The 15,415-nt window shown below is 68.9% G+C and carries 12 protein-coding genes; 4 read left to right on the top strand and 8 right to left on the bottom strand.

Annotation, left to right across the window (positions count from 1 at the left end; all coding sequences use genetic code 11):
• The 3 genes from RKP46_RS16540 to RKP46_RS16530 all read right to left on the bottom strand — a co-directional run.
• On the bottom strand, window positions 1-233 hold a 233-nt coding region (locus tag RKP46_RS16540; RefSeq protein ID WP_311107637.1), incomplete at its 3' end, for a hypothetical protein.
• 75 nt (window positions 234-308) lie between these two features.
• The gene (locus RKP46_RS16535; RefSeq protein ID WP_311107636.1) at window positions 309-1,295 is read right to left on the bottom strand and encodes a MoxR family ATPase; all 987 of its coding nucleotides are present in this window, start codon (window positions 1,293-1,295) and stop codon (window positions 309-311) included.
• Window positions 1,282-3,801: a toll/interleukin-1 receptor domain-containing protein gene (locus RKP46_RS16530; protein ID WP_311107635.1), complete on the bottom strand. Its 2,520-nt coding sequence runs from the start codon at window positions 3,799-3,801 to the stop codon at window positions 1,282-1,284. Before RKP46_RS16530 ends, RKP46_RS16535 begins: the two co-directional genes overlap by 14 nt.
• A 246-nt stretch (window positions 3,802-4,047) precedes the next feature.
• On the opposite strand from RKP46_RS16530, the gene RKP46_RS16525 reads away from it, so the two are divergent.
• The 3 genes from RKP46_RS16525 to RKP46_RS16515 all read left to right on the top strand — a co-directional run bounded on the left by RKP46_RS16525 (window position 4,048) and on the right by RKP46_RS16515 (window position 8,535).
• A complete protein-coding gene (locus RKP46_RS16525; RefSeq protein WP_311107634.1) occupies window positions 4,048-5,943 on the top strand; it encodes a sulfatase-like hydrolase/transferase in 1,896 nt (631 codons plus the stop codon).
• 111 nt (window positions 5,944-6,054) lie between these two features.
• A complete protein-coding gene (locus RKP46_RS16520) occupies window positions 6,055-6,513 on the top strand; it encodes a type II toxin-antitoxin system RatA family toxin (protein WP_311107633.1) in 459 nt (152 codons plus the stop codon).
• A gap of 87 nt (window positions 6,514-6,600) precedes the next feature.
• Entirely contained in the window at window positions 6,601-8,535 is a 1,935-nt protein-coding gene (locus tag RKP46_RS16515; RefSeq protein ID WP_311107632.1) for a glutamine--tRNA ligase/YqeY domain fusion protein, read from the top strand.
• Between the two features lie 11 nt (window positions 8,536-8,546).
• Here the strand turns inward: RKP46_RS16515 and arsC are convergent, their stop codons facing one another.
• The 5 genes from arsC to RKP46_RS16490 form a co-directional block, all read right to left on the bottom strand.
• A complete protein-coding gene (gene arsC, locus RKP46_RS16510) occupies window positions 8,547-8,900 on the bottom strand; it encodes an arsenate reductase (glutaredoxin) (protein WP_300332476.1) in 354 nt (117 codons plus the stop codon).
• Between the two features lie 145 nt (window positions 8,901-9,045).
• Window positions 9,046-10,251, bottom strand: a complete 1,206-nt coding sequence (locus RKP46_RS16505; RefSeq protein ID WP_311107631.1) for an ABC transporter permease — start codon at window positions 10,249-10,251, stop codon at window positions 9,046-9,048.
• 33 nt (window positions 10,252-10,284) lie between these two features.
• On the bottom strand, window positions 10,285-11,493 hold the full coding sequence (locus RKP46_RS16500; RefSeq protein WP_311107630.1) for an ABC transporter permease: 1,209 nt from the start codon (window positions 11,491-11,493) through the stop codon (window positions 10,285-10,287).
• Window positions 11,475-12,197, bottom strand: coding sequence for an ABC transporter ATP-binding protein (locus RKP46_RS16495; protein ID WP_311100354.1), 723 nt, complete (start codon window positions 12,195-12,197; stop codon window positions 11,475-11,477). The genes RKP46_RS16500 and RKP46_RS16495 overlap by 19 nt, the downstream gene beginning before the upstream one ends.
• Window positions 12,198-12,200: 3 nt before the next feature.
• Complete coding sequence (locus RKP46_RS16490; RefSeq protein WP_311107629.1) at window positions 12,201-13,367, bottom strand: efflux RND transporter periplasmic adaptor subunit; 1,167 nt, start codon at window positions 13,365-13,367, stop codon at window positions 12,201-12,203.
• Between the two features lie 240 nt (window positions 13,368-13,607).
• Here RKP46_RS16490 and RKP46_RS16485 point away from each other — a divergent pair.
• Window positions 13,608-15,415 (top strand): UvrD-helicase domain-containing protein (locus RKP46_RS16485; RefSeq protein ID WP_311107628.1); only part of this gene is annotated, 1,808 nt, incomplete at its 3' end.

The following is a 15,415-nucleotide window of genomic DNA, read 5'->3' as shown; positions in this document are numbered from 1 at the left end:
GCCAGCCAGTCGTCGCAGACGCGCTCGAAGATCGCTTCGTCGTCGCGCCCCTTGACGAGCACGGCGCGCAACAGCGAGCGCAGCCCGGCGCTCCCGGGGCGACCGAGACTGGCGCTCGCCGTTGCCTGCAGTTGGAAAACGCGCTGCAGGCGGAGGACCTCGCCGACGCCGACGCGCAGGCCGGCGTGGCGCAGCGCGGCGAGCAGCGCTTCGGGGTTCAGCGGCGCGTGCACGCTGCCGCCCGGGCGCGGCGACCGACGCGGCGCGGCGACGCGGCGCCGACCGCGGTCGCGCTTCGCCGTGCAGCCTCAGCCCGAGCGCGCCAGGATCGCCAGGTCATCGCGGTCCTTGATCAGCGTCGACAGCGCCGGCAGCGCGCCGCTGGGGCGGCGCAGCTCGGCGGCGTCGGTGACGCCGCGCGCCGCCAGGACGCAGAGCCAGGCGAGCAGTTCGGCGGTCGCCGGCGGCTTGCGCAGGTCGCGCGCGCGCAGTTCGAGAAAGCGCTCGATCGCCGCTTCGCGCACGGCTTCCGGCAGGCGGGGAAAGTCGCCGGCGCGCGCCTCGACGGCGCGCCGCACGAGTTCTTCGGAAAAGCGCAGGTGGTGGAAGATGCAGCGGCGCAGAAACGGTTCGGGCAGCCGCCGCTCGCTGTTGCTGGTGATCACGATGACCGGCGGCGGACCGCTGCGGCTGATCGTCTGCCCGCTTTCCGGAACGTCGAACTGGTGTTGCGCGAGGACGTTCAGCAGGTCGTTCGGGAAGTCGCGCGGCGCCTTGTCGATCTCGTCGATCAGGACGACCGAGGGTCCGCCGGCCGCGTAGGCGCGCCAGAGCGGTCCGCGCTCGACGAAGTCGGCGCGCAGCGCCGGCTGCGCGCGCCGCGCCGGATCGTTCGCCGCGTGCAGGTAGGCGACCGCGTCGAAGCGGTAGAGCAGGTCTTCGGCGGTCGTCGTGCTGCGCACGAAGAGCGGGTAGAGCTGCTCTTCGAGGTCGAAGTACCAGGCCAGGTAGTAGGCGATCTGCGTCTTGCCAGTGCCCGGCTCGCCGGTGAGGAGCAGCGGCGCGCCGACGGCGAGCGCGACATTGACCGCGTCGACCAGGTCGGCGTCCGGCTGAAAACACGGCGCGGCGGCACGCAGGCTGTGCAGCGCGGCGGGCAGCTTGCGCGCCGCCAGCAGGCGGCGGCGCTCGTCGCTGCGCTCGTCGGGGACGAGCAGTTCGAAGGGGGTTGGGATTTCGCCTGGCGTGTCCATCGGTGCCTCGCGCGGGTTGGTCGGCGGCTCAGGTTTCGCCATCCTGTTGCTGGCGCAGCCGCTCGAGCAGATCGTACCAGGATCCGCGCTCGGCGACTTCGATCAGCTCGACGACGCGCGCGAAGCAGCCGCCGGTCTGCGCGACCAGACGCTGCGCGACCTCTTCCTGTATCGCCGGGTCGCAGCCCGAGCCTTCTTCGACGAGAAAGTCGTACAGATGCTCTTCCGAGACCTCGCCGAGCGGCGGCAGCACGCTCAGCCGGAAGCGCGGATTCTTGCCCCACGGGCGCCAGCGTTCGTCCTGCAGTTGCTTGCTCAGTTCGCCGTGCGCCGATCGATCGAGCTCGAGCGCGAGGTAGGATACGACGCGCAGGTCGTCCGGGCAGCCGGCGCCGAGCACTTCGCTGGTGAAGCGCAGCCAGTCGGAAAGCGCTTCCGGCTGCAGCTCGCCGGCTTCGCCGTTGCCGCGCCTGGCCAGACCCCAGTTCAGCCAGAGAACGGCGCGCCGGCCGGAAGCGGCGACGTTCGGGGCGTGCCGGCGGAGGACGCGGGCAAGCGTTTCGCCGCTTTGCGCCCACAATTGCAGGCGCAGTTCCTCTTCCAGCGCGCGCGCCAGCTCGTGCCGGCTGTCCGGGAACTGCAGGCGGCGCCAGTTGATGTCGGCCGCGCGTTCGGCGCCGCGCTCGAGGTGATACTGCAACTGCTCGGGCAGTTCGCTCAGCAGGTTGTCGGCGCTGCCGTAGGCGACGAGCGCGAGTACGCGCCGTGTGTCGCTGCGCACCAGTTCGTCGAGATGCTTGCCGAGCAGCGCCTTCTGCTCGTCGCGGTCGAGCTTGAGGTGCGGCAGGCTGGCGCGCCAGGGCGCGGCGAGCACGGTCGTCCAGTTGCGATAGCGCGCATGCACGGCGAGCGTCGCCGCTTCCCGGCTCGTCGGGTGCTGCGCCAGCACCTCGTGCAGCGCGGCCAAGGGATCGAGACCGTTCTGCAGCCAGCAGCGCAACCAGGCGCAGGCGATCGTCGTCGAGTCGCTTTGCCGTTCGCCGACGCGGCGCCAGACGACGAGCGGGACGAGCTCGCCGAGTGCGAGCACTGCCGCCGCGAGGTTCTTCAACGGGCCGCTGAGGTCGAGGTAGATCGCCGCCGGGCGCGTCGGCGTGCGCGCGATCAGCTCGGCCAGATGCGCCAGCGGCAGGCTCCCGGCGGCGCCGCCATCGTCGAGCTCGAGCACGGCCGGGTCGCCGTGCAGCGTGCCGCAGACGTAGATCAGGTGGCAGCGCGAGCCGCGCAGCGCGTCCTCCAGCTCGCTCCGGGTGCGCACGGTGCGCACGTTCTCGGCCCGCCGCGGGCTCGGCCAGACTTGCCGCAGCGCGTCTGCGAGCGCGCTCACCGTCGCCTCGGCCGGCATCGGCTTCGCCCGCCCGGGCGCTGCGCCGTGCGGCGCGACGATCAGGACGCCGGCCGGCGCGGGTACGACCGGATGCTCGCTCGGGTCGGCGACGCTGCTCGTGCTGAACTGCCAGCCGCTGTCGACCAGCGGCACGCCGTCCCAGCGCGCGAGTCGCCAGGGCAGGCCGACGAGCAGCGGGTCGCTGGTGCACACGCGCAGGTGGACCGGCATCCAGCTCGGATTCGGCGCCGCTGCCGGCGGCGGTCGATCGAACAGCGTGCGCAGCAGTCGCGCCAGGCGAGCAGCGGGCAGACCGAGCAGCAACTGGCCGAGCAGCGCTCCCCACCTGGCGGCGAGTTGGCCGGGCAGCGCCGCGCCGCCCGGCTCGTCGAGCGCGCCGGCGATCATCGCCGGCGGCGGGTCGAGCGCTTGCCAGGCGAGCGTCGCCGATTCGATGACGTCGCTGCCGGGCAGCGTGTAGCGCAGGTCGAGCTGAGCGTCGCGCCGTTCGAGCTGCACGTTGAGGACGTAGGCATGCGCTGCGCGCTCGCCTGGCGGCGAAGCGGGTGGCCGCGGCGACAGTGGCGGGCGGGCGCTCGCCACCCGCGCCGGCTCGGATGCCGCGCCGGACGCCGCGCCGGAAGCACTCGCGGCGAGCTGCGCAGCGCTGTCGGCGGGCGCCATTCGGCGCAGGTCTTCGTAGATCTGCTGGTAGATGCGTTCGCGGTCGGACCAGGTCACGCTGCGGTGGCGCAGCGGCTTTTGCGGCGTCCCGTAGCCCTGCAGCGCCGCCAGCTTGCGCCGGCGCTGCGCGCCGCTCTCGTCGCGGTAGACACACTCGAGGTCGACCGCCGCCGGACTGAGAAAAACCGGCAGCAGCTTCAGCGTGCCGGCGTCGGCGCGCGCCAGGATGCGCGGCAGTTCCTCGTTCCAGATGAAGCGCGAGGCGATGAAATCCTGCGAAATGAAGAGGACGGCAACGCTCGCCGCGCGCAGCGCGCGGTCGATTTCGTCGTACCAGTCGTCGCCGCCGCGCAGACACGTGTCATCCCAATAGCCGATCAGGCCGGCGCGTTCGAGCGGCGTCATGAAACGTTGAAACTGCTGCAGGTGACGCTGGTCCTGGTGGCTGTAGCTGACGAAGATCGTGGTTTGCGGCACGCTTTTCCCCCGAAGTGCGATGGTTTTTTGCCGGCCGGGCGGTTCGTTCGGCGGGCGCGCGGCGGCGCCGAGCGGTGCGCACCCGCCGGCGCTTGCCGCGCCGCCCGGTCGCCGTTGCGGCAATGATAAGCGCTCCAGCGAAGTGGTGCAGCCAGCGGCCCGGCCGGACCCCGCCCAGGGCTGCGTAATTCAGGCCAAGCTAAGGTTTTCAGGCTAGAATTTCACTCCCGCCCGAAATCGACGACGATGAATTCAGTCCCTCCCCGCCAGAGAATCGATCGCTTCTTTCTGCTCAGTGGCCTCTGGGTGGCGTTGCACGTCAGCGCCTTCACCACGGCGAAAGCCTACAGCACGCCCGCCGTCGCCGTGTGGACGCTGGCGACGACGCTCAGCTACGCTTTTCTCTACCTGCTGCCGGCGCTGGTCCCCGGCTACCTGCTGCATCGCGCTCTGCAGCGGCGCGGTGACTCGGTCGCTGCGGCACGGCTGCTCGCCGGCGCGCTGATCGGCCTCACCGGCGCGGTTCAGGTGCTGCTGTTCGCCGACCGCGTGATCTACGGCATGTACGGTTTCCACATCAACGGCTTCGTCATCGACCTCGTCTTCTCGCCGGGCGGAATTGCCTCGCTCGGCGCGAGTCGCAGCACCGAGCTGACCGCAGCGGCGATCGCCGCGGCGCTGCTCGTGCTGCAGGCGGCGACCTACTACTGGGCAACGCGCCGCGGAAACCGCCGGCTGGAACTGGCGACGCGCCGTTCGCCGCGCGCGCGCTGGCTGCTGCTGGCGCTGCTCAGCCTGGCGATCGGCGAACGCCTGGCCTACGGTTACAGCGCAGCGGTGAATTATCAGCCGATCCTCTTCGCCAGCGAGCGCTATCCCTTCTACCTGCCGACGACCTTCCGCCGGCTTGCTGCGCGCCTGGGAATCGCAGCGCCGGCCGACGGCGGCGAGGGCGTGCACCTGAAGCAGGGCCGCCTGAGCTATCCGCTCGTGCCGCTGCACGTCGAACCGCCGCAGCGCCCGCCGAACATCGTCTGGCTGGTCGCCGAATCACTGCGTTTCGACTTGCTCGACCGCCAGATCATGCCCGAGTTGTGGGCGTTTTCCGAGCAGTCGTTGCGCCTGGAACAGCATTACAGCGGCGGCAATGCGACGCAGATGGGCATCTTTTCGATGTTCTACGGCCTGTACGGCAACTACTGGTTTCCGATGATCAAGGCGAATCGCTCGCCGCTGCTGATGGACGTGCTGCAGCAGCAGAACTACCAGTTCAGCCTGCATACCAGCCAGTCGTTTACCTACCCGCCGTTCGACAAGACGGTCTTTCTGCGCATGAACCCGGCCGACATGCACGCGCTGTCGAGCGGCCCGGAACCGTGGGAAAGGGACAGGCAGAACATCGACGACATCATGAAGTTCATCGACCGGCGCGATCCGCAGCGGCCGTTCATGACCTACATGTTCTTCGAGGGAACGCACGCCAATTACACCTTCCCGCCGGACAGCGTGATCGCCCGACCGTATCTGGAGGATTTCAATTATCTGGCGGCCGACTTCGCCGGGCAGATGGCGCAGATCAAGAACCGCTATCTGAACGCGGCGCACCACGTGGACCGCCAGATCGGCCGCCTGCTGGCGCATCTGCGCGAGCGCAAGCTGCTCGACAATACGATCGTCATCGTTCTCGGCGACCACGGCGAGGAGTTCATGGAGCGCAGCAGCCGCTGGGGACACGCCGCCGAGTTCAATCGCTATCAGACGAGCACGCCGGCGGTGCTCTGGATTCCCGGCGAGCCGGCGCGCGTCGTGCGCGGAATGACCAGCCACCTGGACATTCCGCCGACACTGATGGCCCGCCTCGGCGTGCGCAACCCGCCGGCCGACTACGCGCAGGGGCAGGATCTGCTGGCGCCCGATTTCCACCGCAGTTACGCGGTCGCCGCCGACTGGCACCGCATCGCGTATATCGGCGAGAAATACCGCATCGCTTTCCCGGTGAATGCCGCCGGCGTCGTCCGCCAGGAGGTGCTCGACAGCGACGACCGTCCGGTCGAGGATGGTGAGGCGGCAAAAAGCCAGATCCGGCCGGAAATGGTCGAAATGATGAACAATCTGACGCGTTTCAGCCGCCCGAGCAGTTGATGCGCCCGCCGCGCGCCTGCGCGCGGCCCGATGGCTGGCGGCCAGCGTTGCACACGCCGGACTTCGCGCGGGGCGAAGCCTGCCGGCGACCGCTGACGGAGGCAGGAAAGCATGGCCATTCATCGCGAAAGGCGCGCCGTCGCACAGCCCGCCGAGACTTTCTTCGATGTCGTCGCCGACGTCGAGCGTTATCCCGAATTCCTGCCGACGATCCGCCGCGCACGCATCGTCAGCCGGCACGCGCAGGGCTACGAAACCGAGCAGAGCCTGGCCGTCGGCTGGCTGATCCACCACTTCCGCACGCGCACCGAACTCGACCGCCCGCACGCCATTCACGTCAGTTCGGACGACCATTCGTTCTGCCATTTCGACTTGCGCTGGTCGTTCGCGCCGCTCACCGACGAGCGCTGCCAGGTCGATTTCGCGCTCGACTGCGAAATGCGTTCGTTCTTCCTGATGCCGGTGATCCAGATGCTGCTCCTGCCGATGGCCAGCGGCATGGTGTCGGCCTTCGAGGCGCGCGCACAGCGGCTGGCCAGTCAGCGCCTGGGCGGCGGGCGGCAGGCGTAGCCGCTGCCTCGTCAGGCGCGCCAATCGCCATGACGACGGCGGCAAGCGGTTAAAATACCGGCCTTCTCTCATCAAGGACTGTGCACCGTGAGCCAGGGGACCGAAACAGGCCGCAGCGATGGCGCGCGCGGCGACGCGGCGGCGACGCCCGCCGCCGGGGTGAATTTCATTCGCACGATCATCGAAAGCGAGCTGGCAGCCGACAAGTTTGCCCAGCGCCGCTGGTCGGGCCGCCCGGGGCCGGGCGCGCAGCAGTTGGCCGGGGCGCTCGATCCGGCGCGCATCCGGACGCGCTTTCCGCCGGAACCGAACGGCTATCTGCACTTCGGTCACGCCAAGTCGATCTGCCTCAACTTCGGTCTGGCGCAGGATTACGGCGGTCGCTGCCACCTGCGTTTCGACGACACCAATCCGGAGAAGGAAGAGCAGGAGTACGTCGATTCGATCGTCGATGCGGTGCGCTGGCTCGGTTTTTCCTGGCAGGTGGACGCCCTCGACGACACGCCGGGCGAGACCAATCTCTACTTCGCCTCGGACTATTTCGCCTGGATGGTCGCTTTTGCCGAGCATCTGATCGCCAGCGGGAACGCCTACGTCGACAGCCAGAGCGCCGACGAGATGCGCGCGACGCGCGGCACGCTCACCGAGCCGGGGCAGGATTCGCCGTTTCGCACGCGCAGCGTCGAAGAGAACATGGACCTCTTCAAGCGCATGCAGCGGGGCGAATTCGCCGACGGCACGCACGTTCTGCGCGCGAAGATCGACATGGCTTCGGCCAACATCAACCTGCGCGATCCGGCGATCTACCGCATCCGGCACGCCAGTCACCACAATACCGGCGAGCGCTGGTGCGTCTATCCGATGTACACCTACGCGCACCCGATCGAGGACGCGCTGGAGAACATCACGCACTCGATCTGTACGCTCGAATTCGCCGATCAGCGGCCGTTCTACGACTGGCTGCTGGAAAGGCTGGCCGAAGGCGGCCTGCTGCAGCGTCCGCTGCCGCAGCAGATCGAGTTCTCGCGCCTGAATCTGACGTATATCGTTCTCTCCAAGCGCAAGCTGATCCAGCTCGTCGACGAAGGGCACGTCGGCGGCTGGGACGATCCGCGCCTGCCCACGCTCGTCGGCGCGCGCCGGCGCGGCTATCCGGCCGAGGGTTTCCGCCTGTTTGCCGAACGCGTCGGCGTTTCACGCTCGGAATCGCTGATCGATTATTCGCTGCTCGAGGACTGCATGCGCGAGGTGCTGAACGCTTCGGCCGAGCGACGCGTCGCGGTGCTCGATCCGCTGCGCCTGATCATCGACAACTACCCGGCCGACGCGGGCGAGGCGTGCAGCGCGCCGAACCACCCGCAGCGGCCGGATCTGGGCACGCGCGCGCTGCCTTTCGGGCGCGAGTTGTGGATCGAGCGCGAGGATTTCATACTGCAGCCGAGCAAGGGCTATCACCGGCTCTACCCGGGCAACACGGTGCGCCTGCGCTATGCCTACGTCGTCCGCTGCACCAGCGTCGAGCTCGACGCCGACGGTGCGCCGAGCGTCGTGCACTGCGAGTACTTTCCCGATTCGAAGAGCGGGACGGCGGGCGCCGACGCGTACAAGGTGAAGGGCAACGTGCACTGGGTGGCGGTCGCCGGCGCCTGCGCCGCCGAGGTGCGGCTGTACGACCGGCTGTTCTCGGTGCCGTCGCCGGGCGCCCGGCGCGCCGACGATGCGCCGGGCAGCGAGCGCGATTTCCGCGCCGATCTCAACCCGGAGAGCAGGCGCGTCGTCCACGCGCAGCTCGAACCGGCCTTGCGCACGGCGCAACCGGAAGATCGCTTCCAATTCGAGCGGCACGGCTACTTCGTCGCCGACCGGGTCGATTCGCAGCCTGGCGCGCCCGTCTTCAACCGCACCGTGACGCTGCGCGATTCGTGGGCCGAGAAGGCGGCGAAGGCGGGGAACGTGGCGCAGGCGGAGAAGACGGCGAAGGCGAAGGTGGAGAAAGCGGCGAAGACCGGCGCCGGCGGCTGAGCCAGCGCGGCTCAGAAGAGCTCGAGGACTTTCTCCAGCGGCCGGCCGACGACCGCTCGCCCGTCACGCACGACGATCGGCCGCTCGATCAGAATCGGGTGTGCGACCAGCGCCGCCAGCCATTCGTCTTCGCTCAGCGTGCGTCCGGCGTAGTTCGTCTTGAACACCGTTTCGCCGCGGCGGACGAGTTGCTCGGCCGACATGCCGAGCTGGGCGAGCAATTGACGCAGTTCGTCGGCGCTCGGCGGCGTTTTCAGATAGTCGACGATTTCTACGGCAACGCCCTTTTCGGCCAGCAACTGGCACGCGGCGCGGCTCTTCGAGCAGCGGTTGTTGTGATAGATGCGCACGGCAGGTTCGCTCATGCTTTACCTCCAGACTGGGTTTGACGGAAAACGCCGGGGACGGCCGCGGCGTCTGCTGCTGACGCCGCCGGTCTGCCGGCGTAGCGTCGATCATCGCACGGACTTGCCGGCGCGTGCGCATCGTGCGGCGGCGAGCCGTCGGCACTCATTCAGCGCGCAGCGCGTCGACGGCGTTCAGGCGCGCCGCGCGGCGCGCCGGCAGGACGCCGGCGAGCAGGCCGATGCTGAGCGCAATCGCTTCGGCGAGGAGAACGAAGCTGAGCGGGGTGTGCACCGGCAGCGCCGGCAGCACGAGATGGATCAACTGCGCCAGGCCGACGCCGAGGAGCAGACCGAACAGCCCGCCGAGCGCCGAGAGCGCGACCGCTTCGCCCAGGAAGAGGCCGAGGATCGTCCGCCGCGGCGCGCCAAGCGCGACGAGCAGGCCGATTTCACTGGTCCTTTCGCTGACCGCGATGGTCATGATGGTGACGATGCCGACGCCGCCGACGAGCAGCGAAATGCTGCCCAGCGCGCCGACCGCCATGGTCAGCACGGCGAGGATCTTGGATAGCGTGCGCAGCATGTCTTCCTGCGTAGTCAGCGTGAAGTCCTCGCGTCCATGGCGTGCGACGAGCGCCTGGCGGACGCGCGCGCTGACCGCGGCGACCGGTACGTCGGCTTCGTAGGAAAGGTCGACCTTCATCACGCCGTCGCGGTTGTAGAGTTCGAGCGCGCGCGCGGTCGGAATGTACGCGGCGTCGTCGAGGTCGAAGCCGAGGATCTGCCCTTTCGCTTCGAGAACGCCGATGACGCGAAACTGCAGGCTGCCGACGCGTACGCGCGCGCCGAGCGGGTTGGCGCTGCCGAACAGTTCCTCCTTCAGCTTGGCGCCGAGGACGACGAAGGCGCGCGCGTTTTCGGCCTCGTCGGCGGGCAGGAACTGACCGCTGCGCACGCGGATGGCGAAGACCTTGAGCATTTGCGCGCCGACGCCATTGATTGTCGTCCGGCGCAGGCGTCCGTTCGCGCTCACCTCGCTGTTACCCCAGACGGTCGCCGTCATGCCGGTGATGTGCGGCAGCCGTTCGAGCGCGCGCGCGTCGTCCAGCGTCAGCGGGCGAACCGAAGTCGGGATGCCGGCGGGCGAGTGGCCGGCGGTCTTCGTGCGGCCGGGCGCGACGCTGATCACGTTGGTGCCGAACTGGGTGAACTCGGCCAGGACGAAGCGATGAATGCCTTCTCCGATCGAGGTGAGCAGGATGACTGCGGCAATCCCGACGGCAATCCCGAGCAGGGTCAGGAAGCTGCGCAGCCGGTGCGCGCCGAGCGCACGCAGGGCAAGCTGCAGCGAGTCTTGCGGACGGATCATCGTGGCCTGGCCATGGTTTTGCGCGGACGCCGCTCAGCGCCTGGCGAGCGCCTGCACCGGGTCGAGCCGGGCGGCCCGGCGCGCCGGCTGGACGCCGAAGAGGACGCCGGTGGTGAGCGCCGTGGCGAGTCCGGCGATCACCGCCCAGGCGGGCGGAAAAGCCGGATAGGCGGGAAAGAGCTGACGAATGATCGCCGCGCCGGCGTGCCCGAGGAGCAGGCCGACCAGCGCGCCGGCGATCGAGAGCATCGCGGCTTCGGCGAGGAAGGCGTTGCGGATCGTCGCCGCGCTCGCACCAAGCGCCTTGAGCAGGCCGATTTCGGCCGTCCGCTGGGTGACCGAAACGAGCATCACGTTCATCACCAGGATGCCGGCGACGGCCAGGCTGATCGCGGCGATTCCGGCGACCGCCAGGGTCATCGTTCCGAGCAGACGGTCAAAGGTCGCCAGCACGGCGTCCTGGGTGATCACCGTGACGTCGAGTTCGCCTTCGTGGCGCAGGCGGATGATCTCGCTGACCTGCGCCTTGGCCGAGTCGATCGCTTCGCGGCTGCTCGCTTCGACCAGGATGCGAAACAGCGTGTTGCTGTTGAACATCGCCTGCGCCAGCGGCACCGGCAGGATGACCAGTTCGTCGGTGTTCATGCCCAGCCCCTGGCCGCTCGCAGCCAGCACGCCGACGATGCGGAAGCGCCGGTCGCCGACGCGCACGAGCTGGCCGAGCGCATTCTGCCGGCCGAACATCTCGTCCTGAATCCTGGCCCCGATCACCGCTTCCGAGGCGCCGCGCCGCCAGTCGCCGGTAACCAGAAAGCGCCCGTGCGCCAGGCTGAGGCGGCGAACCTCGACGAACTCGGCGGTCGTTCCGACGACGGTGACTTCGCGCAGCTTGCCGCCGTAACTGATCTCCGAAGTGCCGACGGCGAGCGGCGCGGCGCGGTACACGCTGCTCGCCCGGAGCAGCGCCTGTGCGTCGTCGATCGTCAGATCGCGCGGCGTGCTGGTCACCGCGTTGCCCGGATTGAAGCCGCCGGTCTGCGAGCGGCCGGGCAGGACAATCACCAGGTTGCTGCCGATCGAGGAAAATTCGTTCAGCACGTAGCGCCGTGCGCCGTCGCCGAGCGCGGTGAGGACGACAACCGCGGCGACGCCGATGGCCATCGCCAGGACGAGCAGAACGGTACGCAGCGGATGGCCCGCCGCCGCGTCGCGCGCGAAACGGATCAGGTCGGCGCTACGCATGGGCCAGGCGTCTCGCTGCCGCGCCGCCGGTCGTGCTGCAGCAGGCCGTCTTCCATCAGCAACTGGCGCTGCGCGCGCGCGCCGAGTCCGGCGTCGTGGGTGACGACGATCAGCGTCACGCCGCGCTCGTTGAGCGTTTCGAGCAGGCGGACGACTTCTTCGCCGGTCGCCCGATCGAGGTTGCCGGTCGGCTCGTCGGCCAGGATCACCGCCGGCTGCATGATCGTCGCGCGGGCGATCGCGACGCGCTGTCGCTGCCCGCCGGAGAGTTGGTCGGGACGATGATCGGCGCGGTTCTCCAGCCCGTAGTCGCGCAGCGCGCTGGCGATGCGCTCGGCGCGCCGGCTCGGAGCGATTCCGGCGAGGACCATCGGCAGAGCAATGTTTTCCGCCGCCGTCAGCCGCGGAACGAGGTGAAAGCTCTGGAAGACGAAGCCTATGCGTTCGCTGCGCAGGCGTGCCTGCTCGTCCGCGCTGAGCGTCGTCACGTCGCGCCCGGCAAGCCGGTAGGTGCCGGCGTCGGGGCGGTCGAGCAGCCCGAGCAGGTTGAGCAGCGTCGATTTGCCCGAGCCGGAAGGCCCCATGACGGAAACGTATTCGCCGCTGGCGATCTGCAGGTCAAGCCGGCGCAGCGCGTGCACCTCGCTGTCGCCGAGCCGGAAGACGCGCTCGATTCCGGCCAGTTCGATCAGCCCGGAAGTCATCGATTACTTGCTCGCCGGTCCCGGCCGGGGGTCGATCGTATAGGCGGCGTCGGCGACGACACCGGCGCGCTCGAGCGAAGTGACGACGCGCTCGCCCGGATCGAGCCCGGCGAGCACCTCGGTGTACTCCCAGTTGGCGAGGCCGGGCTTGACCTGACGCTCGGCGAGCCGCCCGTCGCTCGCCGCGACGAGCACGCGGCCGCCTTCGAGCAGGGCCGAAGTCGGCACGCGAACGACATCCTGACGCACGGCGAGGACGACTTCGAGGTCGGCGCTGTAACCGACGAGCAGCTTGCCGGGGGCTGCCGGATCGTCGAAGACGGCTTCGATGTCGACCGTGCGCGCCTGCTTCTCGACCGCCGAGACGTAGGGCGCGACGCGTCTGACCCGGCCCGGAAACGACTGCCGGGGCAGCGCGTCGAGGCTGATGCGCACCGCCTGGCCGGGGCTGATGCGCGGCGCATCGACCTCGTCCATCGGCGCCTTGACGTAGAGGCACGAGTCGTCGATCAGGTCGATCGCCGGCGGCGTCGGCACGCCCGGCGGCGAAGGCGTCGAGTACTCGCCGACTTCGCCGACGATCTTGGCGATCGTTCCGGCAAACGGCGCGTGCAGGATCGTCCTGCCCTGCTCGACGCGCGTCACGCCGACGCGCGCTTCGGCCTGCGTGACATCGGCGCGCGCCGCGGCGCAGCCGGCGCGTCGGGCAAGCGCTTCGCTGCGCGCGCTTTCCTCGCGCGCCGTCGAAACGAAGCCGCGCGCGCGCAGCGCCGCCTGCCTGGCCGCCTCGCGTTCGGCGTTGTCAGCCACCGCGCAGGCCTCGGCAACGCGCTGCCGGGCGGTCGCCACCTGCGCCATGGCGAGCGCGCCTTGCGCCTTCTGGTCGTCGTTCCAGAGCTTCATCAGCAACTGACCGGCGCGCACGCGATCGCCCTCCTTCACCGCAAGCACTTCGATGCGCCCGCCGCTGATCGTCGACAGACGCGTGCGCTGACACGCTTCGACGGTTCCCGCGCGCGTGTTGGCGATCGTCGACTCGACCAGGCCGCGTCCGATCTCGCTGACGACGACGGCGACCGGCGGCGGGCGGCTGATCCACCAGACGCCGCCGGCGATGAGCAGCGCGACGGCAGCGGCGATCAGGACACGCGGGAGAAAGGAAGCAGACATGAGGCAACTCGACAGGCTAGCGGGAGAAGGCCGGCAGCAAGACCAGCAGGAGGCCGGCAGAACATCGGAGCGCATCGACATCAGCGCTGCTCGCCCGGCCAGCCCGGTATGGTCCGCCGAAACCGCCGGTCAGGCAAGCACTGCGCGGCGAAAACGCCGCCGGCCAGTGGTCATGGCAGCGGCTGTGGCAGCGGCCAAGGCGCATGCTAGAATCGCCACCCCGCTCCGGACAGGCCGCCAATGTCTTCGCTCAATCCCGCCCAGCGCGCTGCGATTCGCTACCTCGACGGGCCGCTGCTCGTGCTCGCCGGCGCCGGTTCGGGCAAGACGCGCGTGATCACCGAGAAGATCGCTTATCTGATCGACACCTGCGGCTTCAACCCGGGAAATCTGGCGGCGATCACCTTCACCAACAAGGCGGCGAAGGAGATGCAGGCGCGCGTGGACAAGCTGCTCGCCGGCCGTTCGACGAAGGGGCTGACGATTTCGACCTTCCATTCGCTCGGCGTGCGAATTCTGCGCGAGGAAGTGAAGGCGATCGGCTACAAACCGAATTTCTCGATCTTCGACGCCACCGACTGCTTCGCCATTCTCGCCGAAATCGCCGGCAGCACCGACAAGGCAACGATCCGCCGCCTGCAGACGCTCGTTTCGAACTGGAAGAATGCGCTCATCGCGCCCGAGCTGGCGCGCAAGAACGCGCAGAACGAGACTGAACTGCGCGCCGCCGATGCCTTCGCCGCTTACTGTACGACGCTGCGCGCGTATCAGGCGGTCGATTTCGACGACCTGATCGCGCTCCCGGTGACGCTCTTGCGCGACCACGCGGCAGTGCGCGAGAAGTGGCAGAATCGCTTGCGCTACCTGTTGATCGACGAGTATCAGGATACCAACGCAGCACAGTACCAGATGCTCAGGCTGCTCACCGGCGCACGCGCGGCGTTCACCGCGGTGGGCGACGACGATCAGGCGATCTACGGCTGGCGCGGCGCCGACATCGCCAACCTGCGCGAGCTGCCGCGCGATTATCCGAACCTCAAGCTGATCAAGCTCGAACAGAACTACCGCTCGAGCGTGCGCATCCTGCAGGCAGCCAACGCGCTGATCGCACACAACGAGAAGCTGTTCGACAAGCAACTGTGGTCCGAACTCGGTCCGGGCGAACCGATCACGGTCAGCGTCTGCGCGAATGGCGAGAAGGAAGCCGAGTCGGTAGTCATGAAACTGCAGGCGCACCGCTTTCAGCAGCGCGGCGCGTTCGGCGACTACGCCATTCTCTATCGGGGAAATTTTCAGGCGCGCGCGGTCGAACAGTTCCTCCGCGAGCAGCGCATTCCCTACCTCGTCTCCGGTGGCCAGTCGTTCTTTGACAAGACGGAAATCAAGGATCTGAGCTGCTACCTGCGGCTGCTCAACAACACCGACGACGATCCGGCCTTCCTGCGCGCAGTGAGCGTGCCGCGCCGTGGCGTCGGCGCCGCCACGCTGCAGGCGCTGGGCAACTACGCCGGGCAGCGCCACCGTTCGTTTTTCGCCGTGCTCGGCGAACACGGTCTGGCGCAGCACGTGCAGGAGCGCCAGCTCGCGCCCTTGCTCGAATTCCGCGATTTCATCGAGCGTTTCCGCCAGCGCGCGGCGCGCGAGGCGCCGGCGCTGGTGCTTCCCGAGCTGCTCGCGGCGATCGGCTACGAAGCCTGGCTACTTTCCCAGGACGAGCCGCGCACGGCGCGCGCGCGCTGGGCCAACGTCGTCGAGTTCGTCGACTGGCTGGCCGCGAAAGGCGCCGAGGAAGGCAAGACGCTGAGCGAAGCGACGCAGGCGATTGCCCTGGTCAACATGCTCGACCGGGCAGCGCCCGAGGTCGACGCGGTTCGTCTGTCGACGCTGCACGCGGCCAAGGGACTGGAGTTCAAGCACGTCTTCCTGATCGGCCTCGAGGAAGGCATTCTGCCGCACCGCGAAGCGCAGATCGACAACCGGATCGAGGAAGAACGCCGTCTGATGTACGTCGGCGTGACGCGCGCGCAGCGTTCGCTGCACCTGAGCTA

Source organism: Accumulibacter sp., assembly GCF_031732815.1.
Lineage (GTDB): Bacteria > Pseudomonadota > Gammaproteobacteria > Burkholderiales > Rhodocyclaceae > Accumulibacter.
Note: the sequence above shows the minus strand (reverse complement) of the source record. Positions and strands in the feature narration are given on the sequence as shown.